17 protein-coding genes are annotated in these 18,573 nt (G+C 62.5%); all 17 read left to right on the top strand.

The features are described from left to right. Positions 1-6: 6 nt before the first annotated feature. The 17 genes from pilH to mdcH all read left to right on the top strand — a co-directional run bounded on the left by pilH (position 7) and on the right by mdcH (position 18,543). Positions 7-381 (top strand): twitching motility response regulator PilH, encoded by a 375-nt coding sequence (pilH, locus tag CPH89_RS08125; protein WP_053258469.1) that lies wholly within the window; start codon positions 7-9, stop codon positions 379-381. Then, a complete protein-coding gene (locus CPH89_RS08120; protein ID WP_053258468.1) occupies positions 378-902 on the top strand; it encodes a chemotaxis protein CheW in 525 nt (174 codons plus the stop codon). Before pilH ends, CPH89_RS08120 begins: the two co-directional genes overlap by 4 nt. After that, positions 899-2,950, top strand: coding sequence for a methyl-accepting chemotaxis protein (locus CPH89_RS08115; RefSeq protein WP_053258467.1), 2,052 nt, complete (start codon positions 899-901; stop codon positions 2,948-2,950). Before CPH89_RS08120 ends, CPH89_RS08115 begins: the two co-directional genes overlap by 4 nt. Positions 2,951-3,127: 177 nt before the next feature. Then, complete coding sequence (locus CPH89_RS08110) at positions 3,128-8,941, top strand: Hpt domain-containing protein (protein ID WP_053258466.1); 5,814 nt, start codon at positions 3,128-3,130, stop codon at positions 8,939-8,941. Further along, positions 8,934-9,389 (top strand): chemotaxis protein CheW, encoded by a 456-nt coding sequence (locus tag CPH89_RS08105; RefSeq protein ID WP_053258465.1) that lies wholly within the window; start codon positions 8,934-8,936, stop codon positions 9,387-9,389. The genes CPH89_RS08110 and CPH89_RS08105 overlap by 8 nt, the downstream gene beginning before the upstream one ends. A gap of 338 nt (positions 9,390-9,727) precedes the next feature. Beyond that, positions 9,728-10,111 carry a polymorphic toxin type 44 domain-containing protein gene (locus CPH89_RS08100; protein ID WP_073636742.1) on the top strand — a complete coding sequence of 128 codons (384 nt, stop codon included), beginning with the start codon at positions 9,728-9,730 and terminating at the stop codon, positions 10,109-10,111. Further along, positions 10,089-10,508, top strand: coding sequence for a hypothetical protein (locus CPH89_RS08095; protein WP_053258464.1), 420 nt, complete (start codon positions 10,089-10,091; stop codon positions 10,506-10,508). The genes CPH89_RS08100 and CPH89_RS08095 overlap by 23 nt, the downstream gene beginning before the upstream one ends. A 325-nt stretch (positions 10,509-10,833) precedes the next feature. Then, positions 10,834-11,079, top strand: a complete 246-nt coding sequence (locus CPH89_RS08090; RefSeq protein ID WP_053258463.1) for a DUF6124 family protein — start codon at positions 10,834-10,836, stop codon at positions 11,077-11,079. A 286-nt stretch (positions 11,080-11,365) separates the two neighbouring features. Continuing rightward, the gene (locus CPH89_RS08085) at positions 11,366-11,995 is read left to right on the top strand and encodes a nucleotidyltransferase domain-containing protein (RefSeq protein WP_053258462.1); all 630 of its coding nucleotides are present in this window, start codon (positions 11,366-11,368) and stop codon (positions 11,993-11,995) included. Beyond that, positions 11,958-12,392 (top strand): hypothetical protein, encoded by a 435-nt coding sequence (locus CPH89_RS08080; RefSeq protein ID WP_053258461.1) that lies wholly within the window; start codon positions 11,958-11,960, stop codon positions 12,390-12,392. Before CPH89_RS08085 ends, CPH89_RS08080 begins: the two co-directional genes overlap by 38 nt. 259 nt (positions 12,393-12,651) lie before the next feature. After that, complete coding sequence (mdcA, locus tag CPH89_RS08075; RefSeq protein ID WP_053258460.1) at positions 12,652-14,322, top strand: malonate decarboxylase subunit alpha; 1,671 nt, start codon at positions 12,652-12,654, stop codon at positions 14,320-14,322. Further along, positions 14,323-15,156, top strand: coding sequence for a triphosphoribosyl-dephospho-CoA synthase (locus tag CPH89_RS08070; RefSeq protein WP_053258459.1), 834 nt, complete (start codon positions 14,323-14,325; stop codon positions 15,154-15,156). Next, positions 15,156-15,455 carry a malonate decarboxylase subunit delta gene (locus CPH89_RS08065; RefSeq protein ID WP_053258458.1) on the top strand — a complete coding sequence of 100 codons (300 nt, stop codon included), beginning with the start codon at positions 15,156-15,158 and terminating at the stop codon, positions 15,453-15,455. Before CPH89_RS08070 ends, CPH89_RS08065 begins: the two co-directional genes overlap by 1 nt. Continuing rightward, positions 15,448-16,290, top strand: a complete 843-nt coding sequence (locus CPH89_RS08060; RefSeq protein WP_053258457.1) for a biotin-independent malonate decarboxylase subunit beta — start codon at positions 15,448-15,450, stop codon at positions 16,288-16,290. The genes CPH89_RS08065 and CPH89_RS08060 overlap by 8 nt, the downstream gene beginning before the upstream one ends. Beyond that, positions 16,287-17,057: a biotin-independent malonate decarboxylase subunit gamma gene (gene mdcE / locus CPH89_RS08055; RefSeq protein ID WP_053258456.1), complete on the top strand. Its 771-nt coding sequence runs from the start codon at positions 16,287-16,289 to the stop codon at positions 17,055-17,057. The genes CPH89_RS08060 and mdcE overlap by 4 nt, the downstream gene beginning before the upstream one ends. Beyond that, on the top strand, positions 17,051-17,647 hold the full coding sequence (locus CPH89_RS08050; RefSeq protein WP_053258455.1) for a malonate decarboxylase holo-ACP synthase: 597 nt from the start codon (positions 17,051-17,053) through the stop codon (positions 17,645-17,647). The genes mdcE and CPH89_RS08050 overlap by 7 nt, the downstream gene beginning before the upstream one ends. Continuing rightward, entirely contained in the window at positions 17,644-18,543 is a 900-nt protein-coding gene (gene mdcH, locus CPH89_RS08045) for a malonate decarboxylase subunit epsilon (RefSeq protein ID WP_053258454.1), read from the top strand. The genes CPH89_RS08050 and mdcH overlap by 4 nt, the downstream gene beginning before the upstream one ends. Positions 18,544-18,573: the final 30 nt, after the last annotated feature.

The following is an 18,573-nucleotide window of genomic DNA, read 5'->3' as shown; positions in this document are numbered from 1 at the left end:
AAAACCATGGCACGCGTTCTGATCGTCGACGATTCGCCGACTGAAATGTACAAACTGACCGGCATGCTGGAAAAGCATGGCCATCAGGTCCTCAAGGCCGAAAATGGCGCTGACGGCGTGGCGCTTGCCCGTCAGGAAAAACCCGATGCGGTCCTTATGGACATCGTGATGCCGGGCCTCAATGGCTTCCAGGCAACGCGCCAGCTGTCCAAGGAACCGGAAACCAACGCCATCCCGATCATCATCATCACCACCAAGGATCAGGAAACCGACAAGATCTGGGGCGCGCGCCAGGGCGCCAAGGACTACCTGACCAAGCCTGTTGATGAAGAGACCCTGATCAAGACCCTCAACGCGGTGCTTAAACCCAAGCTCCCATGACCGAGTCGCAAACCGCCTTCGAACTGCTGCTGGACATCGACCGCCGCTGCCGCCTGTTGGCCGCTGACCTGCCGTCCCAGGAAACCCGCCTGCAACGTTGGAGCGGGATCGGCTTTCGCCTGGGGCCGCATTGGTATGTGGCGCCGATGGGCGAAGTCGCCGAGGTGTTGCACGAACCGCGCTGCACCTTGATGCCGGGGGTTAAACCCTGGGTCAAGGGCGTGGCCAACCTGCGCGGGCGCTTGCTGCCGGTGATGGACCTGGGCGGGTTTCTCGGCATGGACCTGTCCAAGGCGCGCAAGCAACGGCGAGTGCTGGTGGTGGAATTCAACGACTTGTTTGTCGGGCTGCTGGTAGATGAGGTGGTGGGCATGCAGCATTTCGCACAAGACGCCTTGTTGACGGGCGCCACTTCCGGCGTGCCGTTTATCCAGGGCCAGTTCGACAGCGACCAGCTCTGGCAGGTCTTCAGCCCCTTCGCTTTGGCCCAGGCCCCAGGCTTCATGGATGTTGCCGCATGACCACCGCTACCACTCCCAAACCGCAAGCCGCGTCGCGCAGCCGTTCGCAGATCATCGTGCTGTTTATCGCACTGATCGTGTTCATCATGCTGTTGTTCGCCAATTTTGCGTACCTCAACACCCAGTCCACCTACGACAAACAGTACATCGGCCACGCCGGTGAGCTGCGCGTGCTGTCCCAGCGCATCGCCAAAAATGCCACCGAAGCCGCCGCCGGCAAAGCCGCTGCGTTCAAGCTGCTGAGCGACGCGCGCAACGACTTCGCCCAGCGCTGGGGCTACCTGAAAAAAGGTGACGCCGAGACCGGCCTGCCGGCGGCGCCCAGTGCGGTACGCGCCGAGATGCGCGCCGTGCAGACGGACTGGGAAGCGCTGCTGAAAAACACCGACGCCATCCTCGCCAGCGAGCAGACGGTGTTGTCGTTGCACCAGGTGGCCGCGACCCTGGCCGAAACGGTGCCGCAATTGCAGATGGAGTCGGAAAAGGTCGTCGATATCTTGCTGCAACGCGGCGCCCCGGCGAGCCAGGTGGCATTGGCCCAGCGCCAGTCGCTGCTGGCCGAACGCATCCTGGGCGCCGTCAACACCGTGCTGGCCGGCGACGAAACCGCCGTGCAGGCCGCCGACGCGTTTGGTCGCGATGCCAACCGCTTCGGCCTGGTGCTCAACGGCATGCTCAACGGCAACCCGGGCCTGCGCATTACCCAGGTTGAAGACCACGACGCCCGTGCGCGCCTGGCGGAAATCGCCGAGCTGTTCGAGTTCGTCTCCGGCTCTGTGGATGAGATCCTCGAAACCTCGCCGCAGCTGTTCCAGGTGCGTGCGTCGGCGAGCAATATTTTCAACCTGTCGCAAACCCTGCTTGATGAAGCCTCGCACCTGGCCACCGGGTTTGAAAACCTCGCCAGCGGGCGCAGCTTCGACACCATCGGCGGCTATGTGCTGGGCCTGTTGGCGCTGGCCTCGATCATCCTGATCGGCCTGGTAATGGTGCGCGAAACCAACCGCCAACTGCATGAGACCGCCGAAAAGAACGAGCGCAACCAGAACGCGATCATGCGCCTGCTCGACGAAATCGAAGACCTGGCCGATGGCGACCTCACGGTGACCGCCTCAGTGACCGAAGACTTCACCGGCACTATCGCCGACTCCATCAACTATTCGGTGGACCAACTGCGCGATCTGGTGGCGACGATCAACTTAACCGCCGGGCAAGTTGCCGGCGCGGTGCAAGAGACTCAGGCCACCGCCATGCATCTGGCCCAGGCCTCGGAGCATCAGGCCCAGCAGATCGCCGAAGCGTCCACCGCGATCAACCAGATGGCCCAGTCCATCGATCAGGTGTCGGCCAACGCGGCGGAGTCCTCGGCGGTGGCGGAGCGTTCGGTGGAAATTGCCAACAAGGGCAACGAGGTGGTGCACAACACCATCCACGGCATGGACAACATTCGCGAGCAGATCCAGGACACCGCCAAACGCATCAAACGCCTGGGCGAATCTTCCCAGGAGATTGGCGATATCGTCAGCCTGATCGATGACATTGCCGACCAGACCAATATCCTCGCCCTCAACGCGGCGATCCAGGCCAGCATGGCCGGCGACGCCGGGCGTGGTTTTGCGGTGGTGGCCGATGAAGTGCAACGGCTGGCCGAGCGTTCATCCGCCGCCACCCGGCAAATCGAAACGCTGGTGCGGGCGATTCAGACCGACACCAATGAAGCCGTTATTTCCATGGAACAGACCACCACCGAAGTGGTGCGCGGCGCGCGCTTGGCCCAGGACGCCGGGGTGGCGCTGGAGGAGATCGAAGGCGTGTCGAAAACCCTCGCGGCGTTGATTCAGAGTATTTCCAATGCGGCGCAGCAGCAGACGTCGTCCGCCGGGCAGATTTCCCTGACGATGAACGTGATCCAGCAAATCACCACGCAGACGTCATCCGGCTCGACCGCCACCGCCGAAAGTATCGGCAACCTGGCGAAGATGGCCAGCCAGTTGCGCAGGTCGGTGTCGGGCTTCACCTTGCCACCGCCTAAACAGGTAGACGATTGAAATGTTATCTGGAGAACACCACATTCCAAATGTGGGAGCTGGCTTGCCTGCAATAGCGGGCTTTCAGTTGATACATCTACAGCTGACCCACCGCCATCGCAGGCAAGCCAGCTCCCACAGTGGATCTCCATTGTTCTCGGCAACACACGCAGTCCATGAATTCTAAGCGGAGCAGTTATGGTTGATCGGCACGACTACGTGGCCCTCGAATGGGTCAAGGGCGACATTGCCGAAACCCTGAAACAGGCCCGTTCGGCGCTGGACACGTTTGTCGAAACCCACGACAGCGACGCCATCGGCGAGTGCCTTGCGTGCATTCACCAGGTGCATGGTGCGTTGCAAATGGTCGAGTTTTACGGCGCGGCCCTGCTGGCGGAAGAAATCGAAGAGCTGGCGCTGGCATTGCAAGGCGAGCGCGTCAGCCAGCGCGATGAAAGCATCCGTCTGCTGCAACAGGCGCTTAGCCAGCTGCCGCTGTACCTTGACCGTGTGCACAGCGCCCGCCGCGATTTGCCGCTGGTGGTGTTGCCGCTGCTCAATGACCTGCGCAGCGCACGCGGCGAAGGCCTGCTGTCGGAGACCAGCCTGTTCAGCCCGCAACTGCTGTCGATTGCGCCGTTGCCCGATGAGGCCCTGGCCCAGCGTGCGCTGCCTGACCTTCACGAGCAACTGCGCCAGTGGCACCAGCTTCTGCTCCAGGCGTTGGCCGGGCTGCTGCGTGAAGACCATGGCCCAAGCAACCTGGAAGATATGGCGCGGGTCTTCGCCCGCCTCGAAGCCCTGTGCCAAGGCGCGCCGCTGCTGCCATTGTGGCAAGTCACCTCGGCGCTGGTGGAAGGCATGCTCACCGGCGTCATCGCCAACAGCCCGGCGCTGCGCAGTTTGCTCAAAGCCAGCGACAAGCAACTCAAGCGCCTGCTGGCCCAGGGCATCGGCGGCATCAACCAACCGGCGCCGGATGAGTTGCTCAAGAGCCTGCTGTTCTACGTCGCCAAGGTCACCCGGCCGACGCCGCGCATGCAAAGCCTCAAGGAACGCTACGGGCTGGATGAAGCCTTGCCCGACAGCGCCGTGGTGGATGCCGAGCGCGCGCGCCTGGCCGGGCCGGATCGCAATGCCATGGGGTCGGTGCTTGGCGCGTTATGTGAGGAACTGGTGCGGGTCAAGGAGCGCCTGGATCTGTTCGTGCGCAGTGACCGGCAACACACCAGCGACCTCGATGCCTTGCTGGCGCCGCTGCGGCAGATCGCCGACACCTTGGCGGTACTGGGCTTCGGCCAGCCGCGCAAAGTCATCATCGACCAGCTTGCCGTGGTGCTTGGCCTGGTCCAGGGCCACCGCGAACCCAATGATGCGGTGCTGATGGATGTCGCCGGGGCCTTGCTGTATGTCGAGGCCACGCTGGCGGGCATGGTCGGCACCGTCGAACCGGAAAACCGCGAAGAAAGCCGCCTGCCCACCACTGACCTGACCCAGATTCATCAACTGGTTATCCGCGAATCCTGCCAGTGCCTCAAGCAAGCCAAAGAGCTGGTGATTGACTGCGTTGAAGCCGACTGGGATCGCCAGCGCCTGGAGTCTCTGCCCGAGCTGCTCAGCCAGGTGCGTGGGGCTCTGGCGATGATTCCGCTGCCGCGCGCGGCGAGCCTGATGCGCGGCTGTACCGATTACGTCGGCGAACAGCTGATGGTGAATGAGGCCATGCCCTGCGAGGCACAGCTGGCGCATTTTGCAGACGTGATCAGCAGCCTGGAGTACTACCTGGAACGCATGCTCCAGGATGCCGACGCTGCGGGCGAACGCGTGCTGGAACTGGCCACCCAGGGCCTGGCCGCACTCGGCTACCTGCCCGCCGAAAAACCCTGGCGGCAGGCGCTGGTCGCGCCGGATGGCGCACTGTCGACCGAGGTTGCGCCGAGCCAATCCCAGTTCGACGCATTGGCCAGCCCGACCTCACGCCTGAACCCGCCGGCACTGAAACGCCCGGGCAGCCTGCAGCCACCGCCGGACGGTGAGGAACCCATCGACGACGAGCTGCGCGAAGTCTTCCTTGAAGAAACCGACGAAGTCCTCGAAGTGCTGCACCGTTACTTGCCGAACAGCGCGGACAAAACCGCCCAAGCTGAGATGCGCCGCGCGTTTCACACCTTGAAAGGCAGCGGCCGTATGGTCCGCGCCCTGGTGTTGGCCGAGTTGGCCTGGGCGTTGGAAAACCTGCTTAACCGCGTGCTCGAACGCAGCGTTACCCTCGGCCCCGATATTCAACAGGTGCTGGATGACGCCGTGGCCCTGCTGCCGGAATTAATTGCCGACTTCGCCACTGATGACCAGCGCCAACGCGATGAAGTCGACGCCTTGGCCGCGCGTGCCCACGCGCTGGCCAGCGGCACTGTATCGGCCGCAGAACCCCACGACCCGATGCTGCTGGAGATTTTCCGCAACGAAGCCCAGAGCCACCTGGAAAGCCTCAACCACTTCCTGCAACAAGCCGCCGAACACGTGCCGCTGCAGGTCAGCGATGAATTGCAACGCGCCCTGCACACCCTCAAGGGCAGTGCCTACATGGCCGGCGTACTGCCAATTGCCGAACTGGCACGGCCGCTTGATCACCTGACCCGCGAATACAAGGCCCACCGCCTGCCGCTGGACCTGGATGAAGTGGAGTTGTTGCTGGAAGCGGAAGGTTTGTTTCAACGCGGGTTGCGTCAACTGGACAGCGATCCGCTCGTGCCGATCGAGGGTGCGCCAGACCTGATCAGCCGTACCCAAAGCCTGCTTGACCAGCAGCTCGAAGCCCTGCTCGATGCGCCCAACACGGGCCTGCGTATCAAGCGCGACCCGCAGTTGATTACCAACTTCCTGGCCCAGGGCATGGATATCCTGCTGGATGCCGAAAGCCTGCTGCGCCGTTGGCAACAACACCCCGGCGAGCGTCAGGAACTGACCGCGCTGCTGGACGAATTGACCACCCTGGGTGAAGGCGCGCACATCGCCGACCTGCACGCGATTGACGCGCTGTGCGAGGCCTTGCTCGATCTGTATGGTGCCGTGGAAGAAAGCAGCCTTGCGGTCAGCGAGCGGTTTTTCCATGAGGCCGAACAGGCCCATGAAGCGTTGATCAACATGCTCGACCAGTTGGCCGCCGGCCAGGAAATCAGCCCGGCGCCGGCGCGGGTACAAGCGCTGCGCGAATTGCTCGATGACGCCCTCGACCCGTCCGCCACCGGCCTGATCAAAAGCGACGGCAGCCGCGCCCTGAGCATCTCGGAACTGGGCGCCGCCACGGCACAGTTGGGCCAGGACACGGCGATGGACGACGAGATTGTCGAGATCTTCCTGGAAGAGGCGGTGGATATCCTCGACAGCGCCGGGCAGTCGCTTAAACGCTGGTTGCTGGAGCCCGACAGCGCGGCACCGCTGTCGTCGCTGCAACGGGATTTGCACACCCTCAAAGGCGGCGCGCGCATGGCCGAGATCGGGCCCATTGGCGACCTGGCCCATGAGCTGGAAAGCCTGTACGAAGGCTTGGTGGACCGCCGCTACAGCTACTCCCCGGAACTCTCCCATGTGCTGATGGCCAGCCATGAACGGCTGGCCTTGCAGCTGGAGCAACTGCAAGACCACCAACCCCTGAGCGACTCCAGCGACTTGATCGCCGAGCTGCGCGAGTTACGCCACAGCAGCACGCCAGCCACCCCGGTCGCAGCGCCCGAAGCGGCAGCTGACCCCGAGCTGCTGGATATCTTCCTTGAAGAAGCTGCCGATATTCTCGACAGCTCAAGCAGCGCGTTGCTGCGCTGGCAGGCCGAGCCGAACAATCGCCAGGAGGTGGAAACCCTGCTGCGCGACCTGCACACCCTCAAAGGGGGCGCGCGCATGGTCGAGATCGGGCCGATTGGCGATTTGGCCCATGAACTGGAGTTTCTCTACGAAGGGCTGTCCGCCGGTTTGCTGGCCCCGTCTCCTGAACTCTTCGCGTTGCTGCAGGGCTGCCATGACCGCCTGGCGCAGATGATCGATGCGGTGGCGGACGGCTTGCCGGTCGGTTCGGTGGACAAGCTCATCGAGCGCATCAAAAGCCTGGTGCACCCTAGTGATGAGCCGGTGTTGCCTGTGGCATTGCCGACGGGCAAGGCGGAAGCGGCGGTCGACCCGGCGGCGGACATGGTGAAAATCTCCGCCGATTTGCTGGATGACCTGGTCAACCTGGCCGGTGAAACCTCGATCTTCCGTGGCCGTATCGAGCAGCAAGTCAACGATGCGCGCACCGCGCTCAATGAAGTCGAAACCACCATTGAACGCATGCGCGACCAACTGCGCCGTCTCGACACCGAAACCCAGGGCCGCATCCTCAGCCGCCAGCAGGCCGAGGCCGAGCGCCTGGGTTATGAAGAATTTGACCCGCTGGAAATGGACCGCCATTCGCAGTTGCAGCAGCTGTCGCGCGCGCTCTCCGAGTCGGCCTCCGACCTGTTGGACCTCAAGGAAACGCTGGACCGCCGCAACCAGGATGCGCACAACCTGTTGCAACAGCAGGCGCGCATCAACACCGAGTTGCAAGAAGGCCTGATGCGCACGCGCATGGTGCCGTTTGAACGCATGTTGCCGCGCCTCAAGCGCATCGTGCGCCAGGTGGCGGAAGAGTTGGGCAAGGACGTCGAGTTTGTGGTCGGCAATGCCGAAGGCGAGATGGACCGCAACGTGCTGGAACGCATGGTGGCGCCGCTGGAACATATGCTGCGCAATGCCGTGGACCATGGCCAGGAATCGCGCGAGGCACGGTTGCTGGCCGGTAAGCCTGCGAGGGGCCGCATCAGCCTGGACCTGACCCACGAAGGCGGCGATATCGTCTTCGACATGCGCGACGACGGCGCCGGGGTGCCACTGGAGGCGGTGCGGCGCAAGGCAATCAAGCGGGGGTTGCTCAGCCCTCATCAAGAGATGAGCGACCGCGACGTATTGCAGTTCATCCTGCAACCGGGGTTCTCCACGGCGGAAAAGATCACGCAGATTTCCGGGCGGGGCGTGGGCATGGACGTGGTGCACGAAGAAGTGCGCCAACTTGGTGGCTCGATGGTGATTGATTCGAGGCCGGGCGAGGGCGTGCACTTTCGCATTCGCCTGCCGTTTACGGTGTCGGTCAACCGCGCACTGATGGTGCAATGCGCGGACGATCAATACGCGATTCCGCTCAACACCATTGAAGGCCTGGTGCGCGTCCTGCCCCACGAGCTGGCGGGGCACTATCAACAAGACCCGCCGCGTTATGAATACGCCGGCCAGCGCTACGAGTTGTTCTACCTGGGTGACCTGCTGCACACCGTCGCCCGGCCGAAATTGCTGGGCCAGTACCAGCCGGTGCCGGTGCTGTTGGTGCAATGCAACGAACGGCGCGTGGCGGTGCATGTGGATGCCATGGCCGGTACGCGAGAGATCGTCGTCAAGGGCCTGGGGCCGCAATTTGCGGGCGTGCAGGGGCTGTCCGGGGCGACCATTCTGGGCGATGGCCGCGTGGTGTTGATCATCGATTTGCTCGCGCACATCCGTGCCCGGCAACCGGCCTTGCCGGCCCGGTCGGTCGACGCCGCGCTGGTGCTCAACGACCCGTTGAAAAAGCGCCCGCTGCTGGTGCTGGTCGTGGACGATTCGGTCACGGTGCGCAAAGTCACCAGCCGCCTGCTGGAGCGTAACGGCATGAACGTACTCACGGCCAAAGACGGGATCGACGCCATCGCCCTGCTCGAAGAACACACCCCGGACCTGATGTTGCTCGACATCGAAATGCCGCGCATGGACGGCTTCGAAGTGGCCATCCAAGTGCGCAACGACCCACGGCTGATGCGCCTGCCGATCATCATGATCACCTCGCGCACCGGCCAAAAACACCGCGACCGCGCCATGGCCATTGGCGTCAATGACTACCTCGGCAAGCCGTACCAAGAGTCGGTGCTGCTGGAAAGCATCGCCTACTGGAGCAAGTCCCATGCTTGACCACCGCACCAGCCAACTCACCGGCCTGCTGTTGCCCCTGGCCGACCGCCACCTGGTGCTGCCCAACGTCGCCATCGCCGAGCTGATCGACTTCCAACGCGGCGAACCGGCCAGCGATGCGCCGCCGTGGTACCTGCGGCAAGTGACCTGGCGCGACCGGCAGTTGCCGTTGATCAGCTTTGAAGCGGTGTGCGGTGAGGCCAGCGTGACCGGCGAGCGTTCGCGAATTGTGGTGTTGAACGCGCTCGGCGGGCGGCCAACGTTGAAGTTTATTGCGATGGTGATTCAGGGGATTCCCCGCTCGTACAAACTCGATAGCCAGTTGAGTTACGTGGATGTGCCGCTGTGCCCACTGGAACTGGCGGCGGTGCAGGTGGGCGAGCATGTGGCGAAAGTGCCTGACCTGATGGGGCTGGAAGCGCTGTTGGTCGAGTCCGGCCTGGCCTGACGATTAGCCTTGTGAAGATCCACTGTGGGAGCTGGCTTGCCTGCGATAGCGGCTTGTCAGTCACTGCATCAACAACTGACCCACCGCTATCGCAGGCAAGCCAGCTCCCACACTGAATTGTGTTCAATCGCGCGTTAGCGTTTTCGTGACTAAAAAATTGTTGTTGATGATCGTACCTTTTCACCATTTCGGATCGGCTAATGATGCGGACTGACCGCTCACATGTCGGAATGGGATGGAGTTGCTGTAGGCGAGTTCTGCATTTGGATTAAGCGGGTTTTCAGGCCTGTGTGGAGTGGCTAGCTTCTGCGCTCCTCATTGCCTGCAAGGATCTGCAAATGGCCGTACCGTTAATGCCGCCCGGTGTTTCAATTTTTGAAAACATGGCGATATCTCGTTGCAAACGCACTCATCTCAAGCCGGGCTCGGCATTCGCTTATTCTTGGTTTTATTCTCAGGTCAGGGCTGCTGGCCCATGGAACTACAAGAAGCGAGGGCGCGAGTATGAGGCTTTTGGTAACTTCAATTACGGCGCTACGGGTACGGTGCTGGGCATTCCCGAGCATGTGTTGTTGCGAGCTGCTGGTGTGGCTCAAACCGTCGCAAAAACCACCCTTCCGGATTTTGGAACATGGTGGGGCGGTGAGCCTTTTGGTGATGACCCACGGGACCAATATTGGATAAGAAAAGGTATTGAATATGCAATTTCGCAAGGCCACTAAGCGCCTCATACCGTTTCTGCGTAATTGCCTGCTTGTGGTCTGCCTGATCTATATCGGCGGCAGTTGGATACTGTCGCCCGGAACACCGGTTCTGGATGAAGTGGTTTTGAAGCATTCCTTGGGCAACGGCACTTCGATCTATGGTGCGCGCGACGGCCAGGGGGGGGCGACGGTGGGGTTTTCCTACAGATACTACGTCCATGAGGATTTGGGGAGTGATCAGGAAATACTCGCCGCCTTAGTGTCTGCACATGCGTTTCTGAAAACCCAAGAGCCCGATGTCCAAGCGCGTGATGAGGGCGGTGCACTGCATCTGATTATTCGGGGGCGTGTGTATGAGTACCATAGCTATGCACTGGAGGGCTTGGGGACGGTCAAGGTGATGATGGCTTTGTGATGGGCCAGTGTTCGGATTTTTCCTGCAAGATTTCGGGCGGTGCATGAACTTGTTGTGGGTAGTGATGGCGGCTAGTCTTCGTTCGTCATCGAAAAAACGGTGACACGGACGTGCAAGTCCGACGAAACTGTTTAGGCGTACAGACGCCCAGCCAACCACGGGCGTTTTTTGTGCTCGCTGCTTTATGGCGGCTGCGCGCAGGAGGTCTTCGGACCTGCTGGGTGTCCTGAACAGGCCCGGTCTTGCACACCTGCGCACGGTCGCCACCCTCATTCGCGTGCAAGCGAACGGTGGCGCTCCTTACTAACTGTTTAGGAGTTTCATCATGATCAAACCTACCCCAAATCCACCCGCTAGTGTTTTCACTGTAAACCCTCACCAAAACACCGAAGCCCTATTGGTCAACGCCAGCGAAACCCTGTCCTCGCTGAACGCTATGACCTGCAACCTGGCCTTTGACCTGAATACGTCCCAGCGCGCAATCATGCTCGGCATTCAGCAAATGGCCGAGTTGGGCCAGTTGCTGGTCGATAAAGCGCTGGAGCAAGTCAGCCCGGCGGCGGCAGGTTAAAACGGTCCCAAATAGGGGCTGGTCGTTCCCTGTTTAGGACCGCTACTTAACAGGCACCACCGAACAAATGTGGGAGCGGGCTTGCTCGCGAATACGGTGGATCAGTTGTAGATGTGCTGACTGACCCACCGTATTCGCGAGCAAGCCCGCTCCCACATTTTGATCTTCATTCGGCTCGAATCGAGTATTTGCTGATTGATGGTTTCCTGTACCCCAACCGCTTAAAACTTGATCGTTCCCAAAAAGGGACCTATCGTTCCCTTTTTGGGACTCTTTGGCCGCCGCCATGCAAACCTTGCCGCTCAGCACTGCACTCTTCACCGTCACCCAGCAAAAAGTGCTGGGCCTGCTTTTTGGCAAGCCCGATCAAAGTTTCTTCACCAACGAAATAGCCCGCTGGGCCCAAGTGGGCAAGGGCAGCCTCACCCGCGAACTTGAGCGGTTGCAGTTGGCGGGCATCTTGAGCATGACGCGCCAGGGCAACCAGACCCACTACCAAGCCAATCCCCAGTGCCCGATTTACTCGGAGTTGTTGGCTATCGTGCGCAAGACGCTGAGTCTGGACGAACCCTTGCGCAATGCATTGGCGCCTTTCGCCGAGCAACTGACGTGGGCGTTCATCTACGGCTCCATCGCCAAGGGCGAGGCGCACTCATCCAGTGACATAGATCTGATGCTGATAGGTGAAAGCCTCAACTACAGTGAAGTCATGGAGCAGCTCATGCCGCTGGAAGAGCAACTGGGCCGCACCATCAACCCGACGCTTTACACCCTCGAAGACTGGATCGGCAAATGGAATGCCGGGAACAGTTTTGTACAGCGGGTCGTGCAGCAGGACAAGATCAATCTGATGGGGGGCAACCCCCTGGAATCCACGGATGGACAGCAAGGCAAACCTGGAGAACCTGCAACGTAGCGGTGGCTTGAAGGCAGAGCCGCCGGATCGCAAGGAGTGTGATGGACTGATGCGCTCGGCCCGGGACCGATTAAGAGATGCGGGCAACCCACTGTTGTCGTTCGCCAGTCGTTTCGACCTGGCATACAACGCTGCCCACGCCATCGCGCTCACGGCCTTGCGTTTGCAAGGCTATCGTTCTGACAAACGCTATTTGGTCTTTCAATGTCTGATTCACTCCGCCGACGCGAACAAGGTGCAGGTGAGGTTATTAGCGCTGTGCCATGAGCGCCGAAACCTCGCGGAGTACGAAGGGTATATGAATGAGGATGAGGCGCTGCTGGGGCAGTTGATGGATGGCGCGATAACACTGCTGAATAAAGTGGAAGACGTGTTGGCTGTCCATCAGTGGCAATGACGTGATTCTTCTGAACACCACCGAACAAATGTGGGAGCGGGCTTGCTCGCGAATGCAGGGTGTCAGTCGGTACATGTGTAACTGACCCACCGCATTCGCGAGCTAGCCCGCTCCCACATTTTAATCTTCAGTCGGCTCGAACTCAGCGTTTGCTGATGATCCGTTACTCCAGCCGTAACGATCCGCCGTCGGGCTTGATTGATGCCCCCCGGATTCACTCCTAAGGTAAGCCCACGACAGCAAACCCCGTGGAGCGACCATGACAACAACCATCACCCCCGACTCGCGCTGGACGCGGCGGCGCGACGAGAAGCAGCGGCGCCTCGGGCTGGTCAAAAAATACGCAGACGGGGCGGTGTTGCCCAGCGACAAGATCGTCGAGGCCCTCGAAGCGCTGATCCTGCCTGGCGACCGCGTGGTGCTGGAGGGTAACAACCAGAAGCAAGCCGATTTCCTCTCGCGCTCCCTGGCCAAGGCCGACCCGGCCAAGCTCCACGATTTGCACATGATCATGCCCAGCGTCGGCCGCTCCGAGCACCTGGACCTGTTTGAAAAGGGCATCGCGCGCAAGCTGGACTTCTCCTTCGCCGGCACCCAATCCCTGCGCATCAGCCAACTGCTGGAAGACGGCCTGCTGGAAATCGGCGCGATCCACACCTACATCGAACTCTATGCCCGCCTGGTGGTGGACCTGATTCCCAACGTCGTGCTCTCGGCCGGTTTCATGGCCGACCGCGCCGGTAATATCTACACCGGCGCCAGCACCGAAGACACTCCCGCGCTGATCGAACCCGCCGCCTTCAGTGATGGCATCGTCATCGTGCAGGTCAACCAGTTGGTGGACGACGTCACCGACTTGCCGCGTGTCGACATCCCCGCCAGTTGGGTGGATTTTGTGGTGGTGGCCGACAAGCCGTTCTACATCGAGCCACTGTTCACCCGCGACCCGCGCCACATCAAGCCGGTGCATGTGCTGATGGCGATGATGGCGATCCGTGGCATCTACGAAAAACACAATGTGCAGTCGCTCAACCACGGCATCGGATTCAACACGGCCGCCATCGAGCTGATCCTGCCCACCTACGGCGAGTCCCTCGGCCTTAAAGGCAAAATCTGCCGCAACTGGACCCTCAACCCACACCCAACCCTGATCCCCGCGATCGAAAGCGGCTGGGTCGAAAGTGTGCATTGCTTCGGCACCGAGTTGGGCATGGAAAACTACATCGCCGCACGGCCGGATGTGTTCTTCACCGGCCGCGACGGCTCGATGCGCTCCAACCGCATGTTCTGCCAACTGGCCGGCCAGTACGCGGTGGACCTGTTTATCGGCGCCACCTTGCAAGTGGACGGTGATGGGCATTCCTCCACCGTGACCCGTGGCCGCCTCGCGGGTTTTGGGGGCGCGCCGAACATGGGCCACGACCCGCGTGGTCGTCGGCATGGCACCCCGGCCTGGCTGGATATGCGCCACGATGACGCGCCGGAGGCTTTGCTCGAACGCGGCAAAAAACTCGTGGTGCAAATGGTCGAGACCTTCCAGGAAGGCGGCAAACCGACCTTCGTCGAAACCCTCGACGCGGTGGACGTCGCGCGCAAAAGCGGCATGCCCCTGGCGCCGATCATGATCTACGGCGACGACGTCACCCACCTGCTCACCGAAGAAGGCATCGCCTACTTGTACAAGGCGCGTTCCCTGGAAGAGCGCCAAGCGATGATCGCCGCCGTTGCTGGTGTCACCGCCATCGGCTTGCGCCACAACCCCAAGGACACTGCGCGCATGCGCCGCGAAGGCTTGATCGCCTTGCCCGAAGACCTCGGTATCCGCCGCACCGACGCCACCCGCGAACTGTTGGCCGCCAAGAGCGTGGCCGACCTGGTGGAGTGGTCCGGTGGCTTGTACAACCCGCCCGCCAAGTTCAGGAGCTGGTAAATGCGCGCCCTCAAACTGCATGAACTGAGCCTCGCCGAGCGCCTGGCGGACATGGCCGTCGACGCGCTGATCGATGAGGCGGACTTGTCGCCAAAACCCGCTTTGGTCGACCGTCGCGGCAATGGCGCCCATCGCGATTTACACCTGGGCCTGATGCACGCGTCGGCACTGTCGCTGTGGCCGATGTTCAAGGAGATGGCGCAAGCCGCGCTTGAGTTCGGTGAAGTCGGTTTGCCCCTGCGTGAAGCCCTCGGGCGGATTGGCCGCGAAGGCGAGCAAGCCATGCTCACCACCACCGCCGGCGTGAACACCCACCGCGGTGCGATCTGGGCGCTCGGTTTGCTGACCGCAGCGGCGGCCCTGGAACCACGCGCCATCACGCTGAATGCCGCCAGACTGGCCTTGCTCAACGACCGTTACGCGCCCCAACCGCTGAGCCACGGCGCCCAGGTTGCCCAACGCTACGGCGCACGCGGTGCCCGTGAAGAAGCCCAGTTGGGCTTCCCTTCGGTTGTGCAGCGCGGCCTGCCGCAACTGCGCAAAAGTCGTCAGCAAAATGTCGGCGAACAGAACGCCCGCCTGGACGCCTTGCTCGCGATCATGACCGACCTGGCGGACACCTGCGTGCTCTACCGCGCAGGCACCGAGGGCCTGCACGCTATGCAACACGGCGCCCAAGCGGTGCTGGACGCGGGCGGCAGTGCAAGCCTCGCCGGCCGCCGCCGACTGCACGTGCTGGACCAACAACTGCTGGCCCTGAATGCCTCCCCCGGCGGCGCCGCCGACCTGTTGGCCGCCTGCCTGTTTATCGACCGCCTCGACGGAGCGTTGTGATGGAAACCTTATCTTTTGAATTCCCCGCCGGGCAGCCGCCGACAGGCCGTGCACTGGTGGGTTGCGTCGGCTCCGGCGACCTGGAAGTGCTGCTGGAGCCTGGCACGCCCGGCACGCTGACCATCCAGGTGCAGACCTCGGTAAACGGCGCTGAACAACGCTGGCAGCATCTGTTTGAGCGAATCTTCCAGGAACAGATGCCGCCAGCCTTGAAGATTGATATCCACGATTTCGGCGCCACCCCCGGCGTGGTGCGCTTGCGCCTGGAGCAGGGTTTCGAGGAGATCGGCCATGACTGACTTGCTCAGCAAACACAGCTTTGTCGAACTCGGTGCGCGGCAACGGGCCAAGGCCTTGTTGGACGCCGGCACTTACCGCGAGCTGATCGACCCGTTCCAGCGCGTGATGTCGCCGTGGCTCAGCCGCCAAGGCGTGGTGCCTCAGGCGGATGACGGTGTGGTGATCGCCAAGGGCAGCATCGCGGGCTTGCCGGTGGTGGTTGCGGCTATCGAGGGCAACTTTCAAGGTGGCAGCCTGGGTGAGGTCGGCGGCGCGAAAATCGCCGGTGCGCTGGAGCTGGCCGCCGAAGACAACCGCAAGGGCATCCCGACCCGCGCTGTGCTGCTGCTGGAAACCGGCGGCGTGCGCTTGCAGGAGGCCAACCTTGGCCTGGCCGCGATTGCCGATATCCACGCGGCGATTGTCGACCTGCGCCAGTACCAGCCGGTGATCGGCGTGGTGGCGGGCAGCGTCGGCTGCTTTGGCGGCATGTCCATCGCCGCCGGGTTGTGCAGCTACCTCGTCGTCACCCGTGAAGCACGCCTGGGCCTGAATGGCCCGCAGGTGATCGAGCAGGAAGCCGGCCTGGAAGAATACGACTCCCGCGACCGTCCCTTTATCTGGAGCCTGACCGGCGGCGAGCAACGCTTTAACAGCGGGTTGGCCGACCGTTATGTGGCGGACGATGTGGCGCAGATCCAGCAGACCGTCACTGATCTGTTGCAACAAGGCTTGCCCGAACACCCGCGCAGCCGTCAGCTCGATTTCTACCTGAAGCGCCTGACCGAGCTGGACGCCACGCCGCAAATTGACGCGGCCACGGTTCGCGACCTGTATCAAGGAGACCGCTCATGAGAGGCTTGCAGTGGTTCAACGCATTGAGCAACGGCGCCACGCCCGTGGACGGTTTGCCGGCCTCGTTGAAAGTCGCCGACGGCGCGTTGGCTGAACACGCGGTGCGCTTCATCGCCGTGGTCACCGACGCCCAAAACCGCTTCCCGCGTGCGCGCAATGGCGAAGTCGGCCTGCTCGAAGGCTGGGGCTTGGCCAAGGCCGTGGACGACGCCATCGCCCGTGGCGACAAACGCCCGATCATCGCCATCGTCGATGTGCCCAGCCAAGCCTACGGCCGTCGCGAAGAAGCCCTCGGCATTCACCAGGCCCTGGCCGCCGCCGCCGACAGCTATGCCCGCGCCCGGCTGGCCGGGCACCCGGTGATTGCTCTGCTGGTGGGCAAGGCGATGTCCGGCGCGTTCCTCGCCCACGGCTACCAGGCCAACCGCCTGATCGCCTTGCGTGACCCCGGCGTGATGGTGCACGCCATGGGCAAAGCCTCGGCGGCGCGGGTGACCCTGCGCAGCGTCGAGGAATTGGAAGCCCTGGCCGCCAGTGTGCCGCCGATGGCGTATGACATCGACAGCTATGCCAGCCTCGGCTTGCTCTGGGAGACCTTGTCGGTCAGCCAGATTGAACAGCCCACGGCGGACGATGTGGTGCGGGTCAGCGATTGCCTGCTGCACGCCATCAACGATATCGACGGCCCTGATTTAACAGGGCGTTTGGGCGCCACTCATCGCGCCGCCTCCAGCCACGTGCGCCAGTTGCTGCGGGAGCAATGGTGAACGCCCACGATCTGCTCTGGGGCATGACCCCGGCGCACCTGCCCGCCGACTCCCCGGCGTGGGTGATGGACGCTGTGGGCGCCGGCCACCCGGTGGTGGTGCGTCGCGCCATTGCCGAGCCCGGCTATGTGGCGGTCGGCGTGCGTGGGCAACGGCGCGAGCAGCGTTTTGCGACGCAGATGCCCTTGGCTGCCGTGCAACGGCGAGTGACCCCGCAAGCCCTGCGCGATGTGAGCTCGCCACGGGATGTGCCGGCGTTGCGCGCACTTGATCAACTGCGGCCGTTGTTGGCACCGCAAGAGTGGGGCGTGAGCGGCAGTGCCGGCTTTGAATTGGCGAGCGGCATCCAAGCTTTGCATGCCCTGAGCGATCTGGATTTGATTCTGCTCGCCCCGCAGCCGCTTGATCGCAAGGACGCCCGAGCGTTGCTGGCGCAATTGGACACGGCGCCGTGTGCCGTGGACCTGCAGCTGCAAACCCCATTCGGTGCGGTAGCCTTGCGCGAATGGGCCGGTGGCTCACGCCGTGTGCTGCTGAAAACCGCCGGCGGCGCGCTCCTGGTTCTCGACCCGTGGCAGGCCGTGGCATGAGCAGCCTCCTGGTGTTTCCGGGGCAGGGCACCCAACGCGCAGGCATGCTCCAGGCGTTGCCGGCGGACATTTTGCAAGAAGCCAGTGACGCCTTGGGTGAAGACGTTCGCCCGCTCGACTCGGCGCACGCCTTGGCGAGCACCCGCGCCGTTCAGCTCTGCCTGCTGATCGTCGGCGTCGCCCATGCGCGCCAGTTGCAGCATACGCCGGATTACGTGGCGGGCCTGTCCATCGGTGCCTATCCGGCAGCGGTCATCGCCGGTGCCCTGGACTTTGCTGATGCGGTAAAGCTGGTGAGCCTGCGCGGCGAACTGATGCAAAACGCTTATCCACAGGGCTACGGCATGACCGCGCTGATCGGCCCTGAGTTATCCACCGTCGAAACGTTGCTGGCCGATATCCACAGCGCAAAAACGCCGGTGTACCTGGCCAATATCAACGCCGACAACCAAACCGTCATCGCGGGCAGCGACGCGGCGATGCAGCGGGTTGCCGAGCGCCTTAAAGGCAACGGCGTCGCCAAGCGCCTGGCCGTCAGCGTGCCGTCCCATTGCGCGCTGCTGGAAGCGCCCGCGCAGGCACTGGCCGAAGCCTTTGTCACGCTCAAGGCCCCGCGCATTACCTACCTGAGCAGCACCCGCGCGCGGCCTATCCACAACCCGGAACACCTGCGCGACGACCTGGCTTTCAACATGTGCCGCGTCGTCGACTGGCGCGGCACCGTGCAAAGCGCCTACGAGCGCGGCGTGCGCCTGCAAATCGAACTGCCCCCGGGCGCCGTGCTCACCGGCCTGTCACGCCGCGTGTTTGAACAAGGCACGGTGATCGCCTGTGAAGGCGCGCGCCTGGACACCTTGCAGGCCCTGCTGCAAGAGGAGGAGCGCCGCCACCGATAAAGCTCCACCCAAGGCTTTCGAAGCACAAAA

The organism is Pseudomonas fluorescens (assembly GCF_900215245.1).
GTDB lineage: Bacteria > Pseudomonadota > Gammaproteobacteria > Pseudomonadales > Pseudomonadaceae > Aquipseudomonas > Aquipseudomonas fluorescens.
This window is presented reverse-complemented; position numbering and strand designations above follow the sequence as displayed.